Annotated in this window: 22 protein-coding genes; 14 read left to right on the forward strand and 8 right to left on the reverse strand. The window is 65.3% G+C overall.

The genetic code is table 11. The annotated features are described in order from the left end of the window. The first annotated feature begins 112 nt into the window (after positions 1-112). Positions 113-742: a uracil phosphoribosyltransferase gene (gene upp, locus AC1RQP_RS24860; protein WP_239621548.1), complete on the forward strand. Its 630-nt coding sequence runs from the start codon at positions 113-115 to the stop codon at positions 740-742. A 113-nt stretch (positions 743-855) separates the two neighbouring features. Here upp and AC1RQP_RS24865 read toward each other — a convergent pair whose 3' ends face one another. Beyond that, on the reverse strand, positions 856-1,959 hold the full coding sequence (locus AC1RQP_RS24865) for a M48 family metallopeptidase (protein WP_492939266.1): 1,104 nt from the start codon (positions 1,957-1,959) through the stop codon (positions 856-858). Positions 1,960-1,971: 12 nt separating this feature from the next. Then, entirely contained in the window at positions 1,972-3,117 is a 1,146-nt protein-coding gene (locus tag AC1RQP_RS24870) for a YjgN family protein (RefSeq protein WP_492939267.1), read from the reverse strand. Between the two features lie 311 nt (positions 3,118-3,428). Between AC1RQP_RS24870 and AC1RQP_RS24875 the strand changes: the two genes are divergently transcribed. Further along, a complete protein-coding gene (locus AC1RQP_RS24875) occupies positions 3,429-4,694 on the forward strand; it encodes a cytochrome P450 (protein ID WP_239621546.1) in 1,266 nt (421 codons plus the stop codon). 243 nt (positions 4,695-4,937) lie between these two features. Next, on the forward strand, positions 4,938-6,212 hold the full coding sequence (locus tag AC1RQP_RS24880) for a cytochrome P450 (protein WP_492938918.1): 1,275 nt from the start codon (positions 4,938-4,940) through the stop codon (positions 6,210-6,212). Between the two features lie 235 nt (positions 6,213-6,447). Here the strand turns inward: AC1RQP_RS24880 and AC1RQP_RS24885 are convergent, their stop codons facing one another. Next, the gene (locus tag AC1RQP_RS24885) at positions 6,448-7,368 is read right to left on the reverse strand and encodes a LysR substrate-binding domain-containing protein (RefSeq protein WP_492938920.1); all 921 of its coding nucleotides are present in this window, start codon (positions 7,366-7,368) and stop codon (positions 6,448-6,450) included. 125 nt (positions 7,369-7,493) lie between these two features. Here AC1RQP_RS24885 and AC1RQP_RS24890 point away from each other — a divergent pair, with 125 nt between their 5' ends. The 4 genes from AC1RQP_RS24890 to mdlC all read left to right on the forward strand — a co-directional run bounded on the left by AC1RQP_RS24890 (position 7,494) and on the right by mdlC (position 12,431). After that, positions 7,494-8,663, forward strand: a complete 1,170-nt coding sequence (locus AC1RQP_RS24890; protein ID WP_061878966.1) for an acyl-CoA dehydrogenase family protein — start codon at positions 7,494-7,496, stop codon at positions 8,661-8,663. Positions 8,664-8,673: 10 nt separating this feature from the next. After that, positions 8,674-9,774, forward strand: a complete 1,101-nt coding sequence (locus AC1RQP_RS24895) for a CaiB/BaiF CoA transferase family protein (RefSeq protein WP_492938922.1) — start codon at positions 8,674-8,676, stop codon at positions 9,772-9,774. Positions 9,775-9,788: 14 nt separating this feature from the next. Continuing rightward, a complete protein-coding gene (locus AC1RQP_RS24900) occupies positions 9,789-10,640 on the forward strand; it encodes an HTD2 family dehydratase (protein WP_492938924.1) in 852 nt (283 codons plus the stop codon). A 168-nt stretch (positions 10,641-10,808) separates the two neighbouring features. After that, positions 10,809-12,431, forward strand: a complete 1,623-nt coding sequence (gene mdlC / locus AC1RQP_RS24905; RefSeq protein ID WP_492939269.1) for a benzoylformate decarboxylase — start codon at positions 10,809-10,811, stop codon at positions 12,429-12,431. 86 nt (positions 12,432-12,517) lie between these two features. On the opposite strand, the gene AC1RQP_RS24910 is transcribed toward mdlC, so the two are convergent. After that, positions 12,518-13,294, reverse strand: coding sequence for an SDR family NAD(P)-dependent oxidoreductase (locus AC1RQP_RS24910; RefSeq protein WP_492938926.1), 777 nt, complete (start codon positions 13,292-13,294; stop codon positions 12,518-12,520). Positions 13,295-13,371: 77 nt separating this feature from the next. Here AC1RQP_RS24910 and AC1RQP_RS24915 point away from each other — a divergent pair, with 77 nt between their 5' ends. Continuing rightward, entirely contained in the window at positions 13,372-13,833 is a 462-nt protein-coding gene (locus tag AC1RQP_RS24915; protein WP_492938928.1) for a MarR family winged helix-turn-helix transcriptional regulator, read from the forward strand. 131 nt (positions 13,834-13,964) lie between these two features. On the opposite strand, the gene AC1RQP_RS24920 is transcribed toward AC1RQP_RS24915, so the two are convergent. Both AC1RQP_RS24920 and trhA read right to left on the reverse strand, forming a co-directional pair. Then, positions 13,965-14,759, reverse strand: coding sequence for an SDR family oxidoreductase (locus tag AC1RQP_RS24920; protein WP_131869338.1), 795 nt, complete (start codon positions 14,757-14,759; stop codon positions 13,965-13,967). A 57-nt stretch (positions 14,760-14,816) separates the two neighbouring features. Beyond that, on the reverse strand, positions 14,817-15,512 hold the full coding sequence (gene trhA / locus AC1RQP_RS24925) for a PAQR family membrane homeostasis protein TrhA (protein WP_239621538.1): 696 nt from the start codon (positions 15,510-15,512) through the stop codon (positions 14,817-14,819). 181 nt (positions 15,513-15,693) lie between these two features. Here trhA and AC1RQP_RS24930 point away from each other — a divergent pair, with 181 nt between their 5' ends. After that, positions 15,694-17,163, forward strand: a complete 1,470-nt coding sequence (locus AC1RQP_RS24930; RefSeq protein WP_239621537.1) for a YcjX family GTP-binding protein — start codon at positions 15,694-15,696, stop codon at positions 17,161-17,163. After that, entirely contained in the window at positions 17,160-18,188 is a 1,029-nt protein-coding gene (locus AC1RQP_RS24935; RefSeq protein ID WP_239621536.1) for a YcjF family protein, read from the forward strand. The genes AC1RQP_RS24930 and AC1RQP_RS24935 overlap by 4 nt, the downstream gene beginning before the upstream one ends. Positions 18,189-18,369: 181 nt before the next feature. On the opposite strand, the gene AC1RQP_RS24940 is transcribed toward AC1RQP_RS24935, so the two are convergent. Further along, positions 18,370-19,875, reverse strand: coding sequence for a glycosyltransferase family 39 protein (locus tag AC1RQP_RS24940; RefSeq protein WP_492939270.1), 1,506 nt, complete (start codon positions 19,873-19,875; stop codon positions 18,370-18,372). Between the two features lie 410 nt (positions 19,876-20,285). Between AC1RQP_RS24940 and AC1RQP_RS24945 the strand changes: the two genes are divergently transcribed. The 4 genes from AC1RQP_RS24945 (at position 20,286) to AC1RQP_RS24960 (ending at position 24,275) form a co-directional block, all read left to right on the forward strand. Further along, entirely contained in the window at positions 20,286-22,019 is a 1,734-nt protein-coding gene (locus AC1RQP_RS24945; protein WP_492938931.1) for an adenylate/guanylate cyclase domain-containing protein, read from the forward strand. Between the two features lie 328 nt (positions 22,020-22,347). Then, positions 22,348-23,547, forward strand: coding sequence for a SorA family sulfite dehydrogenase catalytic subunit (sorA, locus tag AC1RQP_RS24950; protein WP_239621534.1), 1,200 nt, complete (start codon positions 22,348-22,350; stop codon positions 23,545-23,547). A 12-nt stretch (positions 23,548-23,559) separates the two neighbouring features. Beyond that, on the forward strand, positions 23,560-23,868 hold the full coding sequence (gene sorB, locus AC1RQP_RS24955) for a SorB family sulfite dehydrogenase c-type cytochrome subunit (RefSeq protein WP_239621533.1): 309 nt from the start codon (positions 23,560-23,562) through the stop codon (positions 23,866-23,868). A gap of 206 nt (positions 23,869-24,074) precedes the next feature. Then, positions 24,075-24,275: a cold-shock protein gene (locus AC1RQP_RS24960; protein ID WP_008563500.1), complete on the forward strand. Its 201-nt coding sequence runs from the start codon at positions 24,075-24,077 to the stop codon at positions 24,273-24,275. A gap of 168 nt (positions 24,276-24,443) precedes the next feature. Here AC1RQP_RS24960 and AC1RQP_RS24965 read toward each other — a convergent pair whose 3' ends face one another. Then, positions 24,444-24,905, reverse strand: a complete 462-nt coding sequence (locus tag AC1RQP_RS24965; RefSeq protein WP_028182007.1) for an Lrp/AsnC ligand binding domain-containing protein — start codon at positions 24,903-24,905, stop codon at positions 24,444-24,446. Positions 24,906-24,987 lie beyond the last annotated feature (82 nt).

The raw sequence follows: 24,987 nt of genomic DNA on the forward strand, positions 1-24,987 counted from the left end.
ATTGTCTCCGCGGGCATATCTCTCGCTTGAGTTCGTGGAAGCAGACCCCTCATCCGGCGCTTCGCGCCACCTTCTCCCACAAGGGGAGAAGGGAAGAAGAGAGCATCCCATCATGCAAGGCGTCACGATCGTCGATCATCCGCTGGTGCAGCACAAGCTGACGCTGGTGCGGGACAAATCCATCTCGACCAAGTCGTTTCGGGAGCTGATCAAGGAGATCGGCATGCTGCTGTGCTACGAGGTGACGCGCGACCTGCCGCTCGCCGACACCGTGATCGAGACGCCGCTGGCGACGATGCACTCGGCCAAGATCGCCGGCAAGAAGCTCGTTTTCGTGCCGATGCTGCGCGCCGGCACCACCTTCGTCGACGGCATGATGGACCTGGTGCCGACCGCGCGGGTCGCGCATATCGGCCTTTATCGCGAGCCGCATAGCTTTGCCGCGGTGGAGTATTTCTTCAAATCGCCGTCCGATCTCAGCGAGCGCCTGGCAATCGTGGTGACGCCGGTGGTCGCCACCGCCAACACCGCCGTCGCCGCCATCGACCGGCTGAAGGAGCGCGGCGCCAGGGACATCCGCCTCGCCTGCCTGATCGCCGCGCCGGAAGGCCTTGAACGGCTGCGCGGATTGCACCCGGACGTGCCGATCTGGACGGCGGCGGTGGACGAAGGCCTCGACGAGAACGGCTTCATCCTGCCGGGCCTCGGCGATGCCGGCGACCGCGCCTACGGGACGCGATAGGCAGGAGCATGATGGTGTCAGGTTCGGTCGGCTGGCCGTGAGTCACCTCTCCCCAGCGGGGAGAGGTGATTTGCATGCTGGGCTCGCACCAATTTAGCCAAGACTCATCCTGCTCACACCTTCCCGCTGCCGCAGATCAGCTTCAGCGACTGCCATTCCTTGTCCGTCAGCAGCGGCGGGCCGGAGGCCGGGCGATCTTCCCTGGTCATGCGGGCGAGGCGGTCCTCGGTCAGCGGGTGGCTGGCGAGGATCGTGGTGAGACCGGAACCGCCCTCCTTGCCGGTGATGCGGAACATCAATTCGGCGGCAGGCTTCGGCGAGCGGCCGAGCTTGTGCATGATCTCGATCGCGAACGTATCGGCGGCGGTCTCCGCCTCGCGCGAATAGGAGGCTTCGACCAGGCTGCGCGAGGCGAAGATCACCGCGGACGAGCCGGTGACGTCGCCGAACAAGAGGCCGATCAGGAACGAGGTGCCGCCGTTGTAGATCAGCCCGCGCATGTTGTCGTAATGCTTGAGATGACCGAGCTCGTGCGCGAGGATGCCGGCGAGCTCGTCGGGGCTTTCGGCCTTGTCGAGCAGCCCCTTGAGCAGGTAGACCTTGCCGCCCGGCAGCGCGAACGCGTTCGGCACCGAGGTCGGCAGCACGCCCGCGGTCATGGAATCGTCGTCGAGTTCGGCGGCATCCCGCAGGCGGTTGACGAGCTTGGTGAAGGCGGCCTTGCCTGCGGGGTCTTCACAGACGCTGCGGCCGAAGATGGTCTTCACCTGCACTTCGGCGGCGTCGCCGATGCGCCGTTCGACCGGCTTCGGCACCAGCGGTGCGAGACGATCGGCGGCAAGCGGCACGCCAAACAAGACGACGCAGACGATGGAAACGGCGGCAGCCACCGACCAGCCCACGATCTTTGCAGTGCCGCGTCGTGTGGTCCGGTGCTCGTCGAGGTGCAGGCAGCGCGCGGTCACATCTGCCGCCACTGCCGCGTCGCGGATCTCGAGCCGCGCCAGGGGCGGGGCCGACGTGCAGGCCAGACGCAAAACGCCGGCCGGGCCGTCGGCGCGGCGGATATCGGCATAGGCCCAGCGAACGGGTGCTTCGCCGTCCTCAGCGATTTCGAGCGCATCAGCGAGCGTCAGCATCACCTGACGCCTGCGGCTAGAGACGCCGTCGAAGAAGATGGTCGGCTTTGAGGACCCTGCCGGGACCCCGGTGGACACGTCATTCACGGCTCAGAATCCTGCAACATCCAGTCCATCGGCAAACCCTTCGCCGAGCGCGCCGGCGAGTTCGCCGCGCCCCTGCACATCCGCCGCGGCCGCGATGTCGTGCACCTCGACGGTCTCCAGCACCTTCGCCCAGAGATCGCGCTGGAGATAGACGCGCATGACGATGTTGATGGCAAGCGCTACGGCGAAATAGCCGATGATCATCATTGCCACCACCGGGATGCTCTTGGCGCCGTCGCCAGGCTCGAATACCTCATCGACCGGCACGCCGGTGAGCTGAACGACGAGCAAGGTACCGACGACCATGTAAGCACCGAATGCGGCCGAGAGCAGCGCCCACCAGCCGACCACCTTCCAGTACAGGCCGTAGAAGGCGTCATGAGGCAGGTTCGAGGACAGGCTGACGCCGCCGATGCGGATGCCGTCGAGCCACCAGCGCCACTCGCGGGCCTTGAACTCGGCGTAGAAGAACGGTGCGAGCGGGAAGATCACGAGCGCAACCGGGCTGAGCAGCCACAGCCACCAGCCGCGCTTGAAGAAGGTCCAGCCGTCGCCTTCGAAGTCGCCGGAGAGATCGCCGTAATGGGTGTGCTGCATCTTGTAGCGCTCGAGCGCGGCCTCGCGCCATGGCAGTGCCAGGCCGAGCGTCAGGAACACCAGGAGGCCCCACAGCATGGCGCGGAGCGAATAGGCCCAGCCCGAGCCGTCCATCCAGAACCGCACACCGCGCCAGACCGTACGCGTCAGCCGGTAGCGCCGCGCGCGAAAGATCGCGAACTGACCGAAGGCGTAGAAGCCGATGAACAGCGGCAACGAGGCGAATCCCTGCCAGCGCTCGAACTCGATGCCGATCAGAAAGTAGGCGAGGTAGATCGGCACCAGGATCGCGAGCGCGACCAGGAAGCCGATCAAAAGCTCCTTGCCCCGCCCGGTATATTCGGCTGCATCGCCGTCGATCGCAGTGTTGGCCCACAGATGGCGGCGAATGTCGGTGACCAGCCAGAACCGGTAGAAGCCGAAGGTGACGAGCTCCAGCATGGCACCCTTGGTGACCATTCTGCGGAACTCGGAGCGGTTGCCGGAGAAATCGACCCGCGTGGGCGGCAGCGGCGGCGGTAAGGGTTCGGACCCAATGGGGGTCCATTGCATGTCGTTCACGTCAGCAACCTCGGGGTGCGGATCTGTTGCGGTCAAACTGTAGATCAGAGGTTAGTAGATCCCCAAGCTGGGCGGGTTCGATTTACCTCGATTCCGATAGGCTTCTTGCACGATTCTCCACCCCGCGGCGTGCGGGAGGTCACGTTCGCGTGGCGGCGTGACGGCCGTCCGACGCTCTCGTGAAGGTTGGATGTGGCAAAACTCTCCCTTGCCCCGACGCAGACAACCGGCTGTAATTGCAAATCAAATACCGCAGCGCAGAATTCAACGAGAACGCGCGGTTCATGTCAGGGAGAACGGTCATGCATGGGACCATCGAGAGCGCGACCAAGCTCGACGAACTTCGCGCGCGCGCCACGTCACTGCCGCTGGAGCAGTTCGATCCGGGCGACCCGGAGTTGTTCAGGACGGATGCGTTCTGGCCCTATTTCGATCGCCTGCGCCGGGACGATCCCGTGCACTACTGCAAGGACTCGATGTTCGGGCCGTATTGGTCGGTGACGCGCTACAACGACATCATGGAGATCGAGACCAACCATGCGGTGTTCTCCTCGGCCTCCGCGCTCGGCGGCATCACCATCCGCGACATCGATCCGGACTTGCGTCGCGAGAGCTTCATCTCGATGGACCCGCCGCGTCATGCAGCCCAGCGCAAGACCGTGGCGCCGATGTTCACGCCGACGCATCTGGACAATCTCGCGATTAACATCCGCAAGCGCTCGGCCGAGTGCCTGGACAACCTGCCCCGCGGCGAGGTGTTCGACTGGGTCGACCGCGTCTCGATCGAGCTGACGACGCAGATGCTGGCGGTGCTGTTCGACTTCCCCTGGGAAGACCGCCGCAAGCTGACGCGCTGGTCGGACATCGCCACCACCATTCCCGGCCCCGACGGCCTCGTCGCCACCGAGGACGAACGGATGGCCGAGCTGACGGAATGCGCGGCCTATTTCTCCCGCCTCTGGAAGGAGCGCATCGAGCAGCCGCCGAAGAGCGATCTGTTGTCGATGATGGCGCACAGTGCCGCCACGCGCGACATGGACGCCAGGAACTTCCTCGGCAATCTCATCCTTTTGATCGTCGGCGGCAACGACACCACCCGCAACACCATGTCGGGCTCGATCTACGCGCTGAGCCAGCATCCGGAGCAGTATCGCAAGCTGCGCGAGAACCCTGATCTGCTCGACAGCTTCGTGCCCGAGGTGATCCGCTGGCAGACGCCGCTCGCGCATATGCGGCGCACGGCGCTCTCCGACTTCGAATTCCGCGGCAAGCAGATCAAGAAGGGTGACAAGGTCGTAATGTGGTACGTTTCGGGCAACCGCGACGAAGAGGTGATCGAAAAGCCCTATGATTTCATCATCGATCGCGCCCGCCCACGCACGCATCTCTCCTTCGGCTTCGGCATCCACCGCTGCGTGGGCCTCAGGCTCGCCGAACTCCAGCTCAAGATTATTTGGGAAGAAATTCTCAAGCGGTTCGACCATATTGATGTGGTCGGCGAGCCCAGGCGGGTCTATTCGAGCTTCGTGAAGGGTCTCGAGACGCTGCCGGTGAAGATTGCGGCGTAAATTCGCAGTAAGATGAACTTGAACTAGATCCACACGGAAGCTGCGCCCCGTCCCCCGCTTGCGGGGGAGGGTTGGGGAGAGGGTGCCTCAACAACGAAGGCTCCCCAGGAAGAAAGAGCCCTCACCCGGCGCCATGCCATAGCCGAGGCTTGCCTCGGCGTCCTTAAGGAGACGGCCGCCCTGGGCGGCCTATGCCTCTCCCGCCAGCGGGAGAGGTTAGAAACCAACACTGGAGCTAACATCATGAACATCCAAGCGCCGGTTACAGTGGACAAGGCCGAACGCATGCGCAGGGCGCGCGAGGAGGCCTATGCGACGCCGCTTTCGCAATTCCACCCCGGCGCGCCCAGGCTGTTCCAGGACGACACGCTGTGGCCGTGGTTCGAGCGGCTGCGCAAGGAAGAGCCGGTGCATTACTGCACCAACGCGCCGATCGAGCCGTACTGGTCGGTGGTGAAGTACAACGACATCATGCATGTCGACACCAATCACGGCATCTTTTCTTCGGATTCGAAGCTCGGCGGCATCTCGATCCGCGACGTGCCGGAAGGCTACGACTATCCAAGCTTCATCGCGATGGACCAGCCCCGGCATTCGGCGCAGCGCAAGACGGTGTCGCCGATGTTCACACCTCAGCATCTGGACGAGCTGGCGAGATTGATCCGCCAGCGCTCGCAGACCGTGCTGGACAAACTGCCGCGCAACGAGACCTTCAACTTCGTCGAGCGCGTCTCGATCGAGCTGACGACGCAGATGCTGGCGACCCTGTTCGACTTCCCCTGGGAAGAGCGGCGCAAGCTGACGCGCTGGTCCGACGTCTCGACCGCGCTGCCCAAGAGCGGCATCGTCGCCTCCGCCGAGGAGCGCCGCCGCGAGATGGACGAGTGCTACGCCTACATGTCGAAGCTGTGGAACGAGCGCGTCAACTCCGCGCCGCGCAACGACCTGCTGTCGCTGATGGCGCACAACGAGGCCACGCGCCACATGGACCCCGACAACCTCATGGGCAACATCATCCTGCTCATCGTCGGCGGCAACGACACCACGCGCAACACCATGACCGGCTCGGTGCTGGCGCTGAACGAGAATCCCGAGCAGTACGACAAGCTCCGCGCCGATCCGGCGCTGATCGATTCCATGGTGCCCGAGGTGATCCGCTGGCAGACGCCGCTCGCACATATGCGGCGCACCGCGCTAGAGGACACCGAGATCGGCGGCAAGCACATCAGGAAGGGCGACCGCGTCGTGATGTGGTACGTCTCGGGCAACCGCGACGAGGAGATGTTCGAGAAGCCGAACGAGTTCATCATCGACCGGCCCCGGCCGCGCACCCACCTCTCCTTCGGCTTCGGCATCCACCGCTGCGTCGGCATGCGGCTTGCCGAACTGCAGCTGCGGATCGTCTGGGAGGAGATGCTGAAGCGGTTCGACCGGATCGAGGTGGTCGGCGAGCCGAAGCGGATCTATTCAAGCTTCATCAAGGGATACGAGTCGCTGCCGGTGCGGATACCGGGGTAGGCTCCATCCTCCGTCATTGCGAGGAGCGAAGCGACGAAGCAATCCAGACTGCCACTGCGGAAGCAGCCTGGATTGCTTCGCTGCGCTCGCAATGACGGAGGATTTGGACGCAGCTGCCTGCCTCTCCCGCAGCGCGGATCGCGTGAATACCTTCCAGCTATAAAATTCCGGCATGACAGCTCGCGCCAGATGCGAAGGCAAGACGGCGCCTGACTGTTCTACGACACGAGCGCATCTAACTCAATTTGATGTCCCACAGGCCTTCCTTGCGGCAGGCGGCGACTTCCTCACGCAGGAGGGCGGTGATGGCGAGCGAGGCCGTCGAGGCCGGGCGATCGATCGGAGAGGCAAAGATGAGCTCGCGCGTCATCGGCCTGGATACGGGCGCGGTTTCAAGCCTCCCGTCCGCGACCTCGCCGTGGACCGACGAGGGCGGCAGCAGCGCGAAGCCGAGGCCCTCCTCGACGAGGCTGGTCAGCACGCGGAAGGAATCCGCCTCGAGCTGGACGTTGAGCTTGATCCTGCGCTGGGCCGCCGCATGCTCGATCAGCGCGCGGAGACCGTGGGAATGAGAGGGCAGCACCAGGCGCTGGCGCAGCAGCCAGCCGATGTCGACGCTCTTCTTGCGCGCCAGCCCACAGCCGCGCGGGCCGACCGCGACGATGTTGTCGCGTCCCAGGCTCTGGACATTGAGATGCAGATCGGCCGAGCGGCCGTAAAGGATGGCGAGATCCATCTCGCCGCGATGCAGCCATTCGACGAGATGGCCGCTGTAGCTCTCGACGATGCGCAGCGAGATGCCGGGAAATTTTTCGACGCAGCGCCGCGCAAAGCGCGCCGACAGCACGCAGCTCACGGTCGGAACCAGGCCGAGCACGACCTGGCCGGACGGCGGCCCCTTGGCCGACTGGATATCGTCGCGGATCTGGTCGATCTGCCGCACGATGCCGGAGGTGCGCGAAAGCAGAAGCCGGCCGGCCTCGGTCAGCACCATGCCGCGGCCGTTGCGGGTGAACAGCTCGGTGCGGAGCTCGTGTTCCAGCAGCTTGATCTGCCGGCTGAGCGCCGGCTGCGCCACGCGCAGCGTGTCGGAGGCCTTGGAGAGGCTGCCGAGCTCCGCCACGCAACTGAAGGTCCTGAGCTGCCGGAAATCCATGCTTGCCAATCCTGGAAGGCTACTCCATACGCTATAGCAAATGAGCATAGGGGGCTGGCGTTGTTTTCACAACGCCGGGGGATTGGCCGGCGTTATCTTAACTGCCGCTACCGAATGGAAACGCCATGAGTCAAGAACACCACACCGAAGATCACGCCGACATTCGCGAGGCCGTCGCCAAGCTGTGCGCGCAGTTTCCCGGCGAATACTGGCGCAAGCTCGATCGCGAGATGGCCTATCCCAAGGCGTTCGTCGATGCGCTGACCGAGGCCGGCTATCTCTCGGTGCTGATCCCCGAGGAATATGGCGGCGCCGGCCTGAAGCTTTCTGCGGCCGCCGCGATCCTCGAGGAGATCCAGCGCGCGGGCTGCAACGGCGGCGGCTGCCACGCCCAGATGTACACCATGGGCACGGTGCTGCGGCACGGCAATGCCGAGCAGAAGGCGAAGTACCTGCCGAAGATCGCGAGCGGCGAGCTGCGCCTGCAAGCCTTCGGCGTCACCGAGCCGACCAGCGGCACCGACACCTCCTCGCTGAAGACCTTCGCGCGCAAGGACGGCAACGACAGCTACATCGTCAACGGCCAGAAGATCTGGACCAGCCGCGCCGAACATTCCGACCTGATGGTGCTGCTGGCGCGCACCACGCCGAAGGACCAGGTCAAGAAGCGCACCGACGGCCTGTCGGTCTTCATCGTCGACATGCGCGAGGCCAAGAACAACGGCCTCGAGATCAGGCCGATCCGCACCATGATGAACCACGCCACCACCGAGGTGTTCTTCACCGACATGAAGGTGCCGGCGGAGAACCTGATCGGCGAGGAAGGCAAGGGCTTCCGCTACATCCTCTCCGGCATGAATGCCGAGCGCATCCTGATCGCCGCCGAATGTGTCGGCGACGCCAAGTGGTTCATCGCCAAGGCGACGAACTATGCCAAGGAGCGCAGCGTGTTCGGCCGGCCGATCGGCCAGAATCAGGGCATCCAGTTCCCGATCGCCAAGGCCTATGCTTCGATGCGCGCAGCCGAGCTGATGGTGAAGGAGGCCACGCGCAAATACGAGGCCGGGCTTGACTGCGGAGCCGAGGCCAACATGGCCAAGATGCTGGCGGCGGATGCATCCTGGGAAGCGGCCAATGCCTGCATCCAGACCCATGGCGGCTTCGGCTTTGCCGAGGAGTACGACGTCGAGCGCAAGTTCCGCGAGACGCGGCTCTACCAGGTGGCGCCGATCTCGACCAACCTCGTGCTCTCCTTCGTCGCCGAGCACGTGCTCGGCATGCCGCGCTCGTATTGAGGTCGCGGCCATGGGAGCACTTGACGGGATCAGGGTGATCGCGGTCGAGCAGGCGGTCGCGGCCCCATTCTGCTCGTCGCGGCTGGCGGATGCCGGCGCGGAGGTGATCAAGATCGAGCGGCCCGAGGGCGATTTCGCCCGCGGCTATGACGCGGCAGCCAAGGGCCAGAGCAGCTACTTCGTCTGGCTCAACCGCGGCAAACAGTCCGCCGTGGTGGATCTCGCAACGAAAGAAGGTCGCGACGAACTCGAGAAGCTGATCGCCAGCGCCGACGTGCTGATCCAGAACCTCAAGCCGGGCTCGATGGACAAGCTCGGCTTCTCGCGCGAACGGCTCTTGAAGGACTATCCGAAGCTGATCTCCTGCACCATCACCGGCTATGGCGACACCGGGCCTTACGCCAACCGCAAGGCTTACGACCTCCTGATCCAGGCCGAGAGCGGCCTCGCCTCGATCACCGGCAATCCCGATGGCGCCTCGCGCGTCGGCATGTCGATCGTCGACGTCGCGACCGGGGCGACCGCGCATGCCGCAATACTGGAGGCGCTGATCGCGCGCGGGCGCACGGGCAAAGGCGCCGACATCCGCATCTCCATGTTCGACGTGATGGCGGACTGGTGCACCGTGCCGCTGCTCAACGCGGAAGCCGGCAATCCGCCCAAGCGCATGGGCTTGCGCCATCCCTCGATCGCGCCCTATGGCGTGTTCACCTCCAAGGACGGCAAGGACATTTTGATCTCGATCCAGAGCGAGCGCGAGTGGAAGACGCTGTGCGCGAAGGTGCTGGACCAGCCCGATTTGCCGGCCGATCCGCGCGTCGCCAACATGGTCGAGCGCGTGCGCAACCGCGACTTCACCGACAAAACGGTTGCTGACGCCTTCGGCCAGATGACGCGCGACGAGCTCTTGAAGCGGCTGTCGGACGCCGACATCGCCTTTGCCGAGGTCAACACCATGGCCGACCTCACCAACCATCCGCATCTGCGCCGCATCGAGGTCGACACGCCGAACGGCCGCGTCAGCTATCCCGCTCCGGCGCCGATCATCGTTGGCGAGACCCGCAGCTATGGTGCCGTGCCGGCGATCGGCGAAAAGCCCCAGAAGAAGTAACAGAGCGAGGCGTCATGACCGAGAGGCTCGACATCGACCACTTGCGGCAATGGATCGGCCGCAGCACCGAGGCCACCGACACCGTCACTGCGCACCTCGTCATGGGTTTGCGCGCGACACTGTTCCAGGAGGTCGGCGAACCCAAGAAAGGCGACGCCGCGCCGTTCACGGTGCATTGGTGCCTGGCGCAGCCGGTGTTTCCGATGTCGATGTTGGGGCCTGACGGTCACCCGACCCGCGGCGGCTTCCTGCCGCCGGTGCCGCTGCCGCGCCGGATGTGGGCCGGCGGCGAGATCGAATTCCTGCAGCCGCTGCAGGTTGGCGATGAATCGACGCGGACCTCGCGCATCGCCGACGTGCAGGTGAAATCAGGCTCGACCGGCACGCTGTGCTTCGTCTCGGTCGAGCACAGCATCTCCTCGCCGCGCGGCACGGCGATCCGCGAGCGGCAGGACATCGTCTATCGCGAGATGACGAGCAGCGCGCCTGCGACGGCGAAGGCGCCACCCCCGCCGCCGAAGGCGCAGCACCGAGAGACCCATGTGTCGGATCCCGTGCTGCTGTTCCGCTACTCCGCGCTGACATTCAACGGCCACCGCATCCATTACGACCGCGACTACGTCACCAAGGTCGAGGGCTATCCGGGCCTGATCTTCCACGGGCCGTTGCAGGCCGCGCTGATCATCGAGATGGCGGCGAAGCTGCACGGCGGCAAGGCGCCGAAGAAGTTCACCTATCGCGGCCTGCAGCCGCTGTTCGAGGGCAGCGAGTTCTCGGTCAATGCCAATGAGACCGCTGATGGCATGGAGCTGTGGACCGCGAACGCGGAGGGACAGCCGACCATGAAGGGCACGGCGGTGTGGTGAACTCCGTCCGCATCGTTGCGAACAGCGATGTAGGAAGTTAGACCCTCACCCTGAGGAGCGCGCCCTTCGCGCGCGTCTCGAAGGGCGAGGCCACCAGCCGGGCCTTCATCCTTCGAGACGCGCGAAGACGCGCTCCTCAGGATGAGGAATAAGAAGGGACCGGAAACCATGGCCAAGAACGGCAAGAGCGGCAGCAAGTCCGTCACCGTGAAGCAGGCAACGCTCGACCTGCTGCGGGCCTTCGGCATCACAAAAGTGTTCGGCAATCCCGGCTCGACCGAGCTGCCGTTCCTGAGCGACTGGCCCGACGACATCGACTACGTGCTGGCGCTGCAGGAGGCATCTGCGGTCGGCATGGCCGACGGCTATGCGCAGGCCACGCGCAATACCGGCTTCGTCAATCTGCATTCGGCGGCCGGCGTCGGCAATGCGCTCGGCAATATCTATACCGCGCATCGCAACCAGACGCCGCTGGTAATCACCGCGGGCCAGCAGGCGCGCTCGATCCTGCCGCTGCAGGCGTTCCTCTATGCCGAGCGCGCGTCGGAATTCCCGCGGCCTTACGTCAAATACAGCGTCGAGCCGGCCCGGCCCGAGGACGTGCCGGCCGCGATCGCGCGGGCCTATTACACCGCGTTGCAGCCGCCATGCGGGCCGACCTTCGTGTCGATCCCGATCGACGACTGGGCGCATGCGGCTGCTCCGATCGAAGCGCGCAAGGTCAGCCGGGAGATCGGTCCGGAGGCTGACGCGATGAAGGCGCTGGTCACAGCGCTCGGTTCCGCAAAACACCCTGCCCTCGTCGTCGGCCCCGGCGTCGACCGCGCCGGCGCGGTCGACCTGATGGTGCGCGTCGCCGAGAAGGCTAAGGCCAGCGTCTGGGTCAGCCCGTTCTCGGCGCGCTGCTCGTTCCCCGAGCGGCATCCGCAATTTGCCGGCTTCCTGCACGCTTCGCCCGCGCAGCTCTCCGATGCACTGCGGGAGCACGATCTCGTCGTCGTCATCGGCGCGCCGGTATTCACCTTCCATGTCGAGGGCCATGCCGCGATCTTCGATGGCGGGACGACGATCTTCCAGATCACCGATGATCCGGATGCCGCCGCCGTGACGCCGGTCGGCACCAGCATCATCGCGACGATGAAGCCGGCGCTCGCTATGCTGCTCGAGTCGCTGCCGGAGAGCAAGCGCGCGGCGCCGAAGGGCCGGACGCTGCCGCCGGCCCCGCAAGCCTCCGATCCGCTGCCGGTCGAATTCCTGCTGCACTCGCTGTCGCAAGCGATGCCGGACGGGGCGTCACTGGTCGAGGAAGTGCCCTCGCACCGGCCGGCGATGCAGAAGTTCATGCCGATGCGCGGCCAGGACAGTTTCTACACCATGTCGAGCGGCGGGCTCGGCTACTCCCTGCCCGCCGCCGTCGGCATGGCGCTCGGCAAGCCGAGCAGCCGCACCGTCTGCCTGATCGGCGACGGGTCGGCGATGTATTCGATCCAGGCGCTGTGGACCGCGGCGCAGCGCAAGCTGCCGCTCACCGTCGTCGTCATCAACAATTCCGGCTACGGCGCGATGCGCTCGTTCAGCCAGGTGATGCAGGTGCGCAACGTGCCCGGGCTGGAGCTGCCGGGAATCGATTTCGTCCGGCTCGCCGAGGGCATGGGCTGCCATGCGGTGCGGGTGACGAAGGCGGCGGAGCTGGGCGAAGCGCTGAAGCGCGGCATGGCCTATGCAGGCACGAGCCTCGTCGAGGTCATCGTCGATTCAGCGGTGCCGGTGTTGTACGGGCAGAAGCATTGAGGTGCCGTAGCCCGGATGAGCGAAGCGATATCCGGGGGGCTGCACCAAAGGTCCCGGATGTCGCTTCGCTCATCCGGGCTACGGAGCTACGACGCCAGAAATCCGCCGTCCGCCGCCAGCACATGCCCGACGACATAGGATGACGCGTCGGACGACAGCCACACCACGGCTTCCGCCACCTCCTCCGGGCTTCCCATCCGCCGCAGCGGCAGGCCGGCGCTGACGGTTGCGACGTCGCCGACGCCGGCACGCAGCATCATATCCGTGACGACGCGGCCGGGGGCGATGGCGTTGATGCGGATGCCGCGCGGAGCGTTCTCCATCGCCGCCGAGCGCGTCAGCGAGATCGCCGCGGCCTTGGAAGCCGAGTAGAGCGAGAAGCCGGGATTGGGATTGCGCACGCCGCTGACGGAGGCGTTGACGACGATGCTGCCGCGGCCTTGCGCGAGCATCGCCGGCAATTGGTGGCGCAGGCAGAGAAACAGCGCGCGGACATTGGTGTCGAACACGCTGTCGTAGGTCTCGGTGCCCTGCTCCTCCAGCGGCGCGCGGCGCTCCTGGAATCCGGCATTGTTGAAGGCGACGTCGAGCCTGCCGCAGCGCTCGACCGCCGCGCGCACCAGCCGCGCGACGTCGTCCTCCTCAGTGATATCGGTCTTGACCGGCACGGCCTCCGCACCGAGCTCGCGGCACGCCGAGGCTGCGGCGTCGATCTCGGCTTCGCGCCGGCCAGCGATGAAGATCGCTTCGGCTCCCTCGGCCGCCATCCTGAGCACCGTGGCGCGGCCGATGCCGCTGCCGCCGCCCGTGACGAGGCAGACCTTGCCCCTCATCCGCATGCCGGTTGGCAAAGTTCCGCTCATCGCCCACTCCAAAACGCTTGCGCGCGGCGTTGCGCCCATATAGTTGTATGATACAACTATATGCCGGGAGTCAAGCGGTGAACCAGCTTGCGCTGATCGACGACATCCGCGCCGCGTCGCGCCTGATGGTGCGCGAGCTCGGCTTCATGGACGCGACGGTGGCGGCATCGGACTATCCGCCCTCGGCGGTCCACACCATCCTGGAAATCGGCATCCGCGGTCCGATGACGTCAGGCGAGCTCGGTGATTTCCTGCGTCTGGAGAAATCGAGCGTCAGCCGCATGGTGCGCAAGCTGATCGACTGCGGCGAGCTCAGGGAGACGCCTGACGAGCTTGATGCGCGCAGCAAGCTCTTGTCGCTGACGGCGAAGGGCTGCCGCACGCTGGAAGCGCTGCATGCGTTCGGGCGGCAGCAGGTGCGTGGTGCGCTGGCGGCGTTGACGCCGGCCGAACAGCGCATCGTGCGCGAGGGCATGATGCTCTATGCGCGGGCGCTGCGGGCGAGCCGGGAGGAGGAGGTGGGGCGGAGTGTGGCGTAGCTGCACTCTCTGTGTCATCGCCTGGCTTGACCGGGCGATCCAATACTCCGGGACGGTCGCTGTTCAATCGATAGGCCGCGGCGTACTGGATGCCCCGCCTTCGCGGGGCATGACAGCGTCAGGTGTGGCGGTCACTTCCCGAACTCTTCCCGCATCTTCGCCTGGATCTTGGCCATGCCGCCGATCCAGCGGTCGTAATTCTCGGTCTTCTTGCGCATGTAGCCGAGCACCTGGGGGTGCGGCAGGATCAGGAATGTTTCCTGCTCGAGGCCGGCGAGCACGTCTTTCGCGACTTGCTCCGGCGTCAGGTCGCCGTCGCCGGATTGCGGGCCCTTGGGGATCGAGCGCAGCATGTTGGTGTCGACGCCCTGGGGGCAGAGGATCGAGACCTTGATGTTGTGGGCCTTGTGCGAGATCGCGAGATTTTCGGCAAAGCCGACCGCAGCGTGCTTGGTCGTCGAATAAGCGGGGCTGCCGACCTGCGACAGCAAGCCTGCGGCCGAGATCGTGTTGAGGAAATAGCCGCCGCCACGCGCCCTCATGCGCGGGACGAGATGCCGCGCCGCGTAGACGTGCGCCATGACGTGGATCGCCCAGCTGCGCTGCCAGGGTTCATCCGAGGCGCCGCCGGCATTTTCCGACATCGGATCGAAACCGCCGCCGATGCCGGCATTGGAGCAGAACAGCTCGATCGGCCCGAACTGACGTTCGGTCTCCTCAATGACGTGAGCGATGTCCTTTTCCTGAGCAACGTCGCATTTGAAGGCGGCGCCATCAACCATGGCCGCGACCGCCCGCGCATTGGCGGCGTCCATGTCCGCGACCACGACCTTGGCTGCGCCCGCATGATGAAAGGCCTCGCACAGCGCCTTGCCGATGCCGTTTGCGCCGCCCGTGACGACCACGACCTTGCCGGTCACCTGCATGCGACGTCTCCTCTTGTCTTGGACCGCGTCTCTTATACCGCTTCGCGGAAAGCTCGCTCAGCTCAACACGAGGTCGAGCACCGCGGTATAATGGCATGCCGCGCCAGCCAAGACAAAGCCGTGCCAGATCGCATTCTGGAAGCGCAGACGCCGCCAGGCGTGGAAGATCACGCCGAAGCTGTAGAGCAGGCCGCCCGCAACGATGAAGCCCAGCACCAGCGCGGGCAATGCCCTGACCACGGCGTCGTAGAGCATCATGCCGCTCCAGCCCATCGCGAGGTAGATGCCGACCGAGACGCGGTCGAACCGGCCGGGATAGAGAAGCTTCAACACGATGCCGAGGATTGCCACGCACCAGACCCCGGCGAGCAGCACCAGCGCGAACACGCTGTCCTTCACCTCCAGGATGAACGGCGTGTAGGTCGCCGCGATCAGCAGATAGATCGCCGAATGGTCGAACCGGCGCAGCAGCCATTTGGCCGGCGAGACCGGCCAGAGATTATAGGTCGCCGACAGCACCAGCATCGAGAGCAGGCCGGCGACGTAGATCGAGACGCCGACGACGTCGGTCGCATCGGCATAGATCGCCGTCAGCACCACCAGCACGGTCGCGGCGACGATACCGGCGAAGACGCCGATCGCGTGGATGACACCATCGGCGATCAGCTCGGCACGGTCGTAATGCCAGCCGACCATGTCGGCTGCGGCGTGGACGGAGCTGGATGCGAACTCTTTCAATTGGAAGACGGTCATGGGCAATCCGCTAACGTGAGGCAATTGTCCTCTGGTATGGGTGTTTCGGGATCGGCACGTCGTTCAAACGGCTGACTGGCCGACAAAGGCGGTGGAAGTATGGAGCTTGATTTTCCTTATGCAATTGCCACTTTTGTGAACGGCCGCACATTCCTTCCGCCCCGGATCCTCTAACGTTCATATGGCATTCAGTTTCCAGGATATGGTCGAAGAGGCGCGGCTGTCGGCAAGGGCGCTGATCGACTATGGCGAGCACTTCTTCAACCCGACGGTGCGGCTCGGCGTCACCGGGCTGTCACGGGCGGGTAAGACCGTATTCATCACCGCCCTGATCCACGGACTGACGCGCGGCGGCCGGTTTCCGGTGTTCGAAGCCTATGCCTCCGGCCGCATCGCGCGGGCGCATCTGGCGCCACAGCCGGACGACGCCGTGCCGCGCTTTGCCTATGAGAACCACCTGCGCGCGCTGGTCGAGGAACGGCGCTGGCCGAACTCCACCGTCGACATCAGCGAGCTCAGGCTCGTGATCGAGTACCAGCGCCCGAACGGCGCGGACCGCATGTTGACGCTCGACATCGTCGACTATCCCGGCGAATGGCTGCTCGATCTGCCTCTGCTCCAGAAAAGCTATGAGCAATGGTCGGCGGAAAGCCTGGCGCTGTCGCGTGAGACACCCCGGGCACATCTCGCGGCGGACTGGCATGCGCATCTCGCAACGCTCAAGCCCGAGGCGCGCGAGGACGAGCAGGCGACGCTGACGGCCGCAAAGCTCTTCACCGACTATCTGCGCGCGTGCCGCGAGGAGCGGTTCGCGATGAGCCTGTTGCCGCCGGGCCGCTTCCTGATGCCCGGCAACCTCGCAGGCTCCCCCGCGCTGACCTTCGCGCCGCTCGATCTGCCCGCTGGCGGACAGGCGCCCGACGGCTCGCTCTGGGCGATGATGGTGCGGCGCTACGAGGCCTACAAGGATGTCGTGGTGCGGCCGTTCTTCCGCGATCATTTTGCGCGGCTCGATCGCCAGATCGTGCTGGCGGACGCGCTGGCCGCATTCAACTCCGGGCCCGAGGCGCTGCACGATCTCGAAGCCGCGCTTGCCGGCATTCTCGGCTGCTTCAACATCGGCCGCAGCACCTTGCTCTCCAGCCTGTTCCGGCCGCGCATCGACCGCATCCTGTTTGCGGCGACCAAGGCGGACCATCTGCATCATTCCAGCCACGACCGGCTCGAGGCCGTGCTGCGCCGCGCCGTTGCGGGCGCCGTCGCACGCGCGGAAAATACCGGTGCGGCGATCGACGTCGTTGCACTCGCCGCCGTCCGCGCCACGCGCGAGGCGCAGGTGTCCCGTGGCCGCGACAAATTGCCGTCGATCCTGGGAACACCGGCCGCAGGTGAAAGCGCCGGCGGCGAGTTCTTCGACGGCAACACGGAAGTCGCGACCTTTCCGGGGGATCTGCCCGTCGATCCCGAGCCGCTGTTCAACGACACGGATGCATTCCGCGGGCTCTCGACGGAGGCGGCCGAGACAAGCGACTTCCGCTTCCTGCGCTTCCGCCCGCCCAAGCTCGAACGCGAGGGCAACGACGAGCCCGCACTGCCACACATCCGCCTCGACCGTGCCCTGCAGTTCCTGATCGGAGACAAGCTGTCATGACGGAGCGATCCCAGCAGCGGCGGCCGGCGACGTTCCGGCTCGACGATCCCGGCGTCGTCGTCACCGAGGCCGACGAGACGGGACGGCTCGGTCGCGGCACCATCCAGATCACGCCGGAGAGCGATCCATCGACGCTGCCGGTGCCGATTCAGGCCACACTTCCCGCGCGGCGCCGCTTTCCCTGGGGCGCGCTGTTCTGGTCCGGCCTCGCCGGGTTGACGCTGCTCGGGGTCGGGCTCGGCGTCGTCCATCTGATCGAGGATTTGTTCGCGCGCAGCGAGAGCCTCGGCTACGTCGGGCTTGCCTTTGCGCTCGTCACTGCGTCGGCGCTTGCCGTCGTGATCGGACGCGAGGCGTTTGGACTGGCGCGCCTCGCGACAATCGAGAAGCTGCATCAGCGCGCCGCCGACGTGCTCGCCAGTGACGATCGCGCCGAGAGCCGCGTCATCGTGCAGGACCTGCTGAAGATCGCGCACCAGAACCCGCAGCTCGCGCGTGCCCGCGCCACGCTGGAGAGCCATGCCGGCGAGATCATCGACGGCGCCGACATGATCCGGCTCGCCGAGCGCGAACTGATGTCGCCGCTGGATGCCGAGGCGCGGCGGCTGGTGTCGTCAGCCGCGCAAAAGGTCTCGATCGTCACAGCCGTCTCGCCCCGCGCGGCGATCGACGTGCTGTTCGTGTTCGTCGCCGCGCTGCGCCTGATCCGCCAGCTTGCCTATCTCTATGGCGGCCGCCCTGGCGCGCTCGGCATGATCCGCCTGCTCCGTCACGTCATCGCCCATCTCGCGATCACCGGCGGCATGGCCGCGAGCGACAGCCTGGTGCAGCAGATGCTCGGCCACGGCATCGCGGCGAAGCTGTCGCAGCGGCTGGGCGAGGGCGTGCTGAATGGATTGCTGACGGCGCGGCTGGGGCTGGCGGCGATTGATGTGACGAGGCCATTGCCGTTCGCCGCGCTGCCACCGCCGAAGCTGTCGGACCTCGCGACGGATTTGCTGCGGAAGAAAGATGGGGAAGAGTAGCCTCTCGCCACGCGCTCGCTGTCCCCTCTCCCCTGGTGGGGTGGCTCGCCGCAAAGCGGCGAGGCGGGTGAGGGGTATCTCTCCGCGTACGCAGCTTTTGCCGTGTGGAGAGATACCCCTCATCCGGCGCTTCGCGCCACCTTCTCCCATAAGGGGAGAAGGGAAAGAGGAGTCTGCCGCTCTATCCGAGCGCACGCTCTTCAAACTCCCCCGCCAGCACCTTCCACTGGAACAGCGGCGAGTCCTTCGGCGGTGACAGCTCCGGGGTCCAGCCGGTGAGCTTTTCGAGCACATAGGTGTCCATCACGAGGCCGCGCCAGCGGCGTTCGACGTCGCCGAGCTGCTCGCGCCTGGCCGGGATGTTCTGCCACAGCGACGAACGATCGTCCGGCGCACGCCCGACATAGACGCCCGCCTGTCCCCTGATCCTGTCCATGCCGGGATCGCGAAAATCCTGGAAGCGGCCGCGCTCGTTGATCTCGATCACGGGCACGCGGCCCCTGAACAGCCAGCGCATCATGGCATAGGTGCGGTAGTCCGTCGTCGCGATCCAGGTCGCGCCGGTCTCGTCGAGCGCGGCCTGCGCGCGCGCGGCGACCTGCTCGTAGCCGGCCTCGGCGCCGATCGGATCGCTCTTGCCGAGGAAATTCCAGGGCGCGGCGACGTAATAGAGAAACACGATGACGACGAAGGCGATGCCCGAGACGATTGCGGTCCTGACCCAGAACAGTGACGATTCCAGCATCCGGGCCGACCATCCCTCCTTTGTCATCGTTGCGAGGTTCACCGCGGTAGCCGCGAAGCCGACCGGCCACATGAACATCGGCCAGGTGTCGCCGACCCGGAGCGTCATCGACTTCGCAAGGAAATAAAGAAACGGCACCAGCACGGCGGTCGACAGCAGGATCGCGACCGGCTCGCGCGTGCGATAGCCGCGCCACGCCGTCAGCACCAGGCCCGTCAGAACCACCGGCAGCATGACGAAGCCGACCAGGCCGAATTGCAGGCCGATGTAATCGCCGATCGTCCGCAGCGAAATGCCGTAATTGGCGGTGGCGCGCACGCCCTGGAAGCGGAACGAGGCCCAGTCGTGCTGCGCATTCCAGATCAGTACCGGCGAGAACGCGGCGATCGCAACCAGCACGGCGAGGTAAGGGTAAGGGCTCCGCAGCCAGCGCCAGCGCCAGTCCGGCACCAGCAGAAAGGCGGCAACCGCCGGTGCGAACATGATCGCTGTGAATTTCGACAGCATCGAGAGGCCTGCGAACAGGCCCGCCGCGAGCCACCAGCGGCCGTCGCCGCCCTGTGCGAGCCGCACCAGCGACCACACCATCGCCATCGCACACGGAATCATCGCGACATCGGGCGCGACCTTGGCCATCAGCAGGCCGTAATAGAGCGCGGCCTCCGGCATCAGCACCGCGAAGATGATCGCGCGCGCATCATGGGTGAGGCGGCGGACGATGTCGGCGAGCAGCAGCTGTGTCACCAGCATGGCGACGATGCCGCCGAAGCGGACGCCGAGCGCAGTGTCGCCGAAGATCGCGGTACTGAGGCGGATCATCCAGGCGATGCCGGGGGGATGATCGAGAAAGCTGAGCGCCGTTTCCTTTGACCAGGTCCAGTAATAGGCCTCGTCCGTGCGCAGCTCGATCGCGGAGGCGTAGACGATGCGCAGCACGGTCATCGCGGCGATGATCAAAACGGCCAAGACGAGAGGCCGGCGCGCGGCGCCGCGGAGGGGCACGGAGATGTCAGGGGCTGTCGTCACGGCCGCGCTTTTCGCCAACCTGAGAGGGGGAGTCAATGCGGGGGGTAGCGCCGCAAAACGCCGCTGTCGTCCCGGGCAAGCGTAAGCGCAGACCCGGGACCCATGGCAACAGGACGGAGTTCGGTGATGGCTCGTAGCTACCAACCGGCCCTAAACCGCTCCCTGGGATTATGGGGCCCGGATCTGCACGCGCCTCCGGGCGCGCTTGTCCGGGACAACGGCGGTGTGTGTGGCTCCTTGCCGCGCAAGTGATCCCGCGGCCTGTCCACATCAGGAATTAAACGCTACGCTGGCTGTTCTCCCTGGTGAACTGATACAAGCGAATCATGGCCACCGCTCCCGTACACATGCCCGAACTCGTCCGCGCCACCGGCGTGCGGCAGCTGCGGCTCATCTGCGGCATCATCCTGTTCGCCTATGTGGTCAGCCATTTCCTCAACCATGCGCTCGGCAACATCTCGGTGGATGCCATGGAGGTCGGGGTCTACTATCATACCCTGTTCTGGCAGTTCCTCCCCGTCGCGATCGTGTTCTACACGGCTGCACTCACCCATATGGGCCTCGGCATCTACGCCCTGTATCAGCGCCGGCAGTTCCGCTGGCGGACGATCGAGCCGCTCCAGCTGGTGCTGGGCCTGAGCATCCCCGCCCTGGTCATGGGGCACGTGGTCGGGGTGCGGCTCGGCTACACGCTGTACGATCATCAGAAGCTCTATCCGCAGGAGCTCTATCTGTTCTTCGTCGCAGCGCCGGGCCGGCTTTGGCAGATGACGATCCTGCTCCTCATTGCCTGGGTGCACGGCTGCATCGGCATTTTCTTCTGGCTTCGCCTGAAGCCGTTCTTCACGCGCGCGGCGCCCTATCTGCTCGCGGCCGCCGTGCTGATCCCGACGCTGTCGCTGCTCGGCATCTATCAGGGCGGCCGCAGCGTCGCCGTCGAGAGCGAAGATGGAGAATGGCGTAGCCAGAACCTTACCCGCCGTCAGGTCGGCACGGTCGCTGAAGGCAATATGCTCGACCGCATCGCGGGCGGCCTCACCATCGGTTATTTCGGTCTGCTGGGACTGGCGCTGGCGGCACGCGGCGCACGTGCGTTGCGCGAGCGGCGCGGCGGCATGATCGCGCTGTCCTACGGCAACGGCAAGACGGTGCGCGTGCCAAAAGGCCTCTCCGTGCTGGAAGCGAGCCTGCGCCACAACGTGCCGCATGCCAGCGTCTGCGGCGGCCGCGCGCGCTGCTCGACCTGCCGCATCCGCATCATCGGCGATCATGAGGCCCTGCCCGAGCCGTCGCAGCGCGAGGCCTTCGTGCTCACCCGCGTCGGCACCTCAGATCCCTCGATCAGGCTCGCCTGCCAGCTGCGGCCGACCTCCGACCTCTCCTTCTTCCAGCTCTTCACACCGCACACAGTCTCCGCGAACGCGCAGGCTTCGACGCCCGCCAGCATCGGCCAGGAGCGCTATCTCGTCAGCCTGTTCGTGGACATGCGCGGCTCGACGCAGCTTGCCGAGAAGCGGCTGCCGTTCGACACGGTCTTCATCGTCAACCGCTTCCTCGGTGCGGTCTCGCAGGCCGTCATCGAGAATGGCGGCCTGCCGAACCAGTTCGTCGGCGACGGCATGCTGGCGCTGTTCGGGCTGTCGGCCGACCCGCAAACCGCGTGCCGGCAGGCGCTGAAGGCCGCCGGCGGAATCGCCACGCATATCGACGAGCTCAACGAGCTCCTGAGCCACGATCTTCGCCAGCCGATCCGCTTCGGCATCGGCATCCACGGCGGCGAGGTCATCATTGGCGACATCGGCTATCGCGATCACATCGTCTTCACGGCGCTGGGCGATGCCGTCAACGTCGCCGCCCGCCTGCAGGACATGACCAAGACCCTGGCCTGCGAGGCGATCGTCTCGGAGGAAATCCTCCGCACCGCGGACCTCGCCGACGACGCCCTGCCGCAGCAGGAGGCCGCAATCCGCGGCCGCGACGAGCCGATGGCGGTGCGCGTCGTGGCGGATGCAAGAACGTTGACGGCGCTGGTCGATCGAAGCGAGCGCGTCGCGGCGTAAGGCGAAGCCACGGAGGCGGTGCGCTCCTCCCCCGCTTGCGGGGGAGGGTTGGGGAGAGGGTGTCTCCGCAACGGGACAGCCCTCTAGAGGAGAGAGCCCTCACCCGGCACTTCGTGCCGACCTCTCCCGCAAGCGGGAGAGGTGCACCACCGTCGCGGCTACAGCTTGGGCTCAATCTCATCGCCGCGTAAACACCGGCCCGCTGCAACACAGCGGCATGGGCTTGCTGCGAAAGCACCAATTGACATCATCCAGATCGTTGCGACAGATGAGCGCAGGATCGCGGTGATGACCGCGCTCCAACGAAAAGCTCCGGGAGGAGACCAGAATGTTCGACCGACGCAACCTGCTCAAAGGAGCGGGCCTTGCCGCCGTTGCGGCTACACTGAACTCCACCAAGGCGCTGGCGCTCGACACCGTCACCCTGCCCTTCGCCAATGGCGAACGACCGCTGGTGAAATATCCGCAGAAGCGACCGATGATCGGCCTGACCAGCCGGCCGCCGCAGCTCGAGACGCCGTTTGCCGTGTTCAACGACGGCCCGATCACGCCCAATAACGCGTTCTTCGTGCGCTATCACCTCTCCGACCTTCCTTACGATCTCGACCCCGACAAGTTCACGCTCGAGGTCAAGGGCAAGGTCGACAAGCCGCTGAAACTTTCGCTGAAGGACATCAGGAAGATGAAGGCGACGGAGATCGTCGCCGTCGCGCAGTGCTCCGGCAACAGCCGCGGTTACTTCGAGCCGCGCGTCGCCGGCGGCCAGCTCGCCAACGGCGCGATGGGCTGTGCGCGCTGGCGCGGCGTGCCGCTGAAGTCCGTGCTGGACATGGCCGGCGTTCAGAGTGGCGCCAAGCAGGTGACGTTTGGCGGCATGGACGGACCGGTCAGCGACAAGACGCCCGATTTCGTCAAGGCGCTCGATCTCGATCACGCCACCGACGGCGAGGTGATGCTGGCCTATGGCATGAACGGCGAGGACCTGCCGTTCCTCAACGGCTTCCCGCTGCGCCTGATCGTGCCCGGCTATTTCGGCACCTACTGGGTCAAGCACCTCAACGAGATCACCGTCATCGACAACGTCTATGACGGCTTCTGGATGAAGTCGGCCTATCGCATTCCCGATACGCCCAACAACGCGGTCGAGCCGGGCACCGCGCCGAAGGCGACCATCCCGATCAACCGCTTCACCATCCGCTCCTTCATTACCAGCGTCCCCGATGGCGCCAGGCTGAAAGCGGGAGCGACGACCCTGCGCGGCATCGCCTTCGACGGCGGCAAGGGCATCAAGGAAGTCCAGGTCTCCACCGACGGCGGCAGGACCTGGACCCGCGCAAAGCTCGGCAAGGACCTTGGCAAATACGCCTTCCGCGAATGGAAGCTGCCGGTGAAGCTCGCCGCCGGCAGCCATGAGCTCAAGGTGCGCGCCACCGGCAATGGCGGCGAGACGCAGCCGGACACGCCGCGCTGGAACCCGGCGGGTTATCTGCGCAACGTCGTCGAAACCGTCCGCGTGACGGTCGCCTGAAGGAGAATGATCATGCAGCGCACCGTTCTCCTCGCCGTGATGCTCGCCCTCGCCGCCGTGGCGGGTTCGGCACTTGCCGCGCCGGTCAATTACAAGACTCCCGACGAGGTCGCCGCCTTCAAGCCCGGTCCCAATCTCGAGGTCGTGCAGGGCAATTGCAGCGCCTGCCACTCGTCCGACTACATCGCCACGCAGCCGCCGATGAAGGACAAGAAAGGCTTCTGGCAAGCCGAGGTGACCAAGATGATCAAGGTCTATGGCGCGCCGATCGACGATGCCGATGTCGGCAAGATCGTCGACTATCTGGCTGCGACGTATTGACGGATGCGGGACGCGTACGGGCATTTGACCGCGAAACGGGCAAAACCGGCAAAAACGCCGCGAAGTTGAGCGGAATTCAGCGAAATGCCGATGTGGTTTGAGCTACCAAGCCTGCCACATTCCGCGTATCCTGTAGGACCGAACCGGCCGGTTGGCGGGGACTGGCGGTTCGGAGATCTCGGAGGAAGACCCGCGGAGAAGTCGTGATGGCTAAAGGTACGGTCAAGTGGTTCAACCCGACGAAGGGTTATGGATTTATCCAGCCTGCGTCGGGGGGCAAGGATGTGTTCGTGCATATCTCGGCAGTGCAGAAAGCCGGTCTGTCGACCCTCAACGAGGGACAGACGGTGGAATACGAAGAGATCGCAAACCGGGGCAAGACCTCCGCAGAAAACCTCAAAGTATAAGCCCGCCAGCATTTGCTGCCTCCTGGACTAATCCGGGAGCCGGGCCAAGAAATTTAAAAGACGGCCAGTGCAGTCGACGACAGGCGTTGCGATTGCACGGGGATAGTTATTTTTCCTTGGAAGACCGCTCGTCCACGCCACAGCAATGACAATCGCGACGGCATGTCGTCAGCCTACCGGCAACGGTGCGTCGCGCTTGATCTCCTCCATCACCGCATAGGTCCGCGTCTCGCGCACGCCCGGCATCGACAGCAGGGTCTCGCCGAGAAAGCGTCGATAGGCGGCCATGTCCGCAAGCCGCGCTTTCACAAGATAGTCGAAGCCGCCGGCAACCATGTGACACTCCAGTACCTCAGGCGCGAGCTTCACCGCGCGCGCAAAGCGCTCGAAATTGTCGGGCGTGGTCTTGTCGAGCAGCACCTCTACGAACACCAACAGGCCAAGTCCGAGCCGGTGCGGGTTGAGCCGCGCACCATAGCCTTCGACAAAGCCCTCGCGCTGCAAGCGCTTCAGCCGTTCGCCGATCGACGTTGGCGACAGCCCGATACGCTCGGCGAGCTCGACATTGGCGATGCGCCCATCTTCCTGGAGAATCGAGAGGATTCTGCGGTCGATTCGATCAAGTTCCATATTATATCTGACAAAATTGCAAGATGTCTTCATTTTCTAAGGCAATTCGGCTTATTTGTCTATCGAACTACGGTAACGTTGG

This window comes from Bradyrhizobium sp. GW821-FHT13H06, from assembly GCF_058803975.1.

Bases quoted from the DNA above. Each gene is read 5' to 3' on its own strand.
- upp (WP_239621548.1), top strand. From the start codon at position 113: ATGCAAGGCGTCACGATCGTCGATCATCCGCTGGTGCAGCACAAGCTG.
- AC1RQP_RS24870 (WP_492939267.1), bottom strand. From the start codon at position 3,117: ATGCAATGGACCCCCATTGGGTCCGAACCCTTACCGCCGCCGCTGCCG.
- AC1RQP_RS24875 (WP_239621546.1), top strand. From the start codon at position 3,429: ATGCATGGGACCATCGAGAGCGCGACCAAGCTCGACGAACTTCGCGCG.
- AC1RQP_RS24880 (WP_492938918.1), top strand. From the start codon at position 4,938: ATGAACATCCAAGCGCCGGTTACAGTGGACAAGGCCGAACGCATGCGC.
- AC1RQP_RS24885 (WP_492938920.1), bottom strand. From the start codon at position 7,368: ATGGATTTCCGGCAGCTCAGGACCTTCAGTTGCGTGGCGGAGCTCGGC.
- AC1RQP_RS24890 (WP_061878966.1), top strand. From the start codon at position 7,494: ATGAGTCAAGAACACCACACCGAAGATCACGCCGACATTCGCGAGGCC.
- AC1RQP_RS24895 (WP_492938922.1), top strand. From the start codon at position 8,674: ATGGGAGCACTTGACGGGATCAGGGTGATCGCGGTCGAGCAGGCGGTC.
- AC1RQP_RS24900 (WP_492938924.1), top strand. From the start codon at position 9,789: ATGACCGAGAGGCTCGACATCGACCACTTGCGGCAATGGATCGGCCGC.
- mdlC (WP_492939269.1), top strand. From the start codon at position 10,809: ATGGCCAAGAACGGCAAGAGCGGCAGCAAGTCCGTCACCGTGAAGCAG.
- AC1RQP_RS24910 (WP_492938926.1), bottom strand. From the start codon at position 13,294: ATGAGCGGAACTTTGCCAACCGGCATGCGGATGAGGGGCAAGGTCTGC.
- AC1RQP_RS24920 (WP_131869338.1), bottom strand. From the start codon at position 14,759: ATGCAGGTGACCGGCAAGGTCGTGGTCGTCACGGGCGGCGCAAACGGC.
- trhA (WP_239621538.1), bottom strand. From the start codon at position 15,512: ATGACCGTCTTCCAATTGAAAGAGTTCGCATCCAGCTCCGTCCACGCC.
- AC1RQP_RS24930 (WP_239621537.1), top strand. From the start codon at position 15,694: ATGGCATTCAGTTTCCAGGATATGGTCGAAGAGGCGCGGCTGTCGGCA.
- AC1RQP_RS24935 (WP_239621536.1), top strand. From the start codon at position 17,160: ATGACGGAGCGATCCCAGCAGCGGCGGCCGGCGACGTTCCGGCTCGAC.
- AC1RQP_RS24940 (WP_492939270.1), bottom strand. From the start codon at position 19,875: ATGACCGTGCTGCGCATCGTCTACGCCTCCGCGATCGAGCTGCGCACG.
- AC1RQP_RS24945 (WP_492938931.1), top strand. From the start codon at position 20,286: ATGGCCACCGCTCCCGTACACATGCCCGAACTCGTCCGCGCCACCGGC.
- sorA (WP_239621534.1), top strand. From the start codon at position 22,348: ATGTTCGACCGACGCAACCTGCTCAAAGGAGCGGGCCTTGCCGCCGTT.
- sorB (WP_239621533.1), top strand. From the start codon at position 23,560: ATGCAGCGCACCGTTCTCCTCGCCGTGATGCTCGCCCTCGCCGCCGTG.
- AC1RQP_RS24960 (WP_008563500.1), top strand. From the start codon at position 24,075: ATGGCTAAAGGTACGGTCAAGTGGTTCAACCCGACGAAGGGTTATGGA.
- AC1RQP_RS24965 (WP_028182007.1), bottom strand. From the start codon at position 24,905: ATGGAACTTGATCGAATCGACCGCAGAATCCTCTCGATTCTCCAGGAA.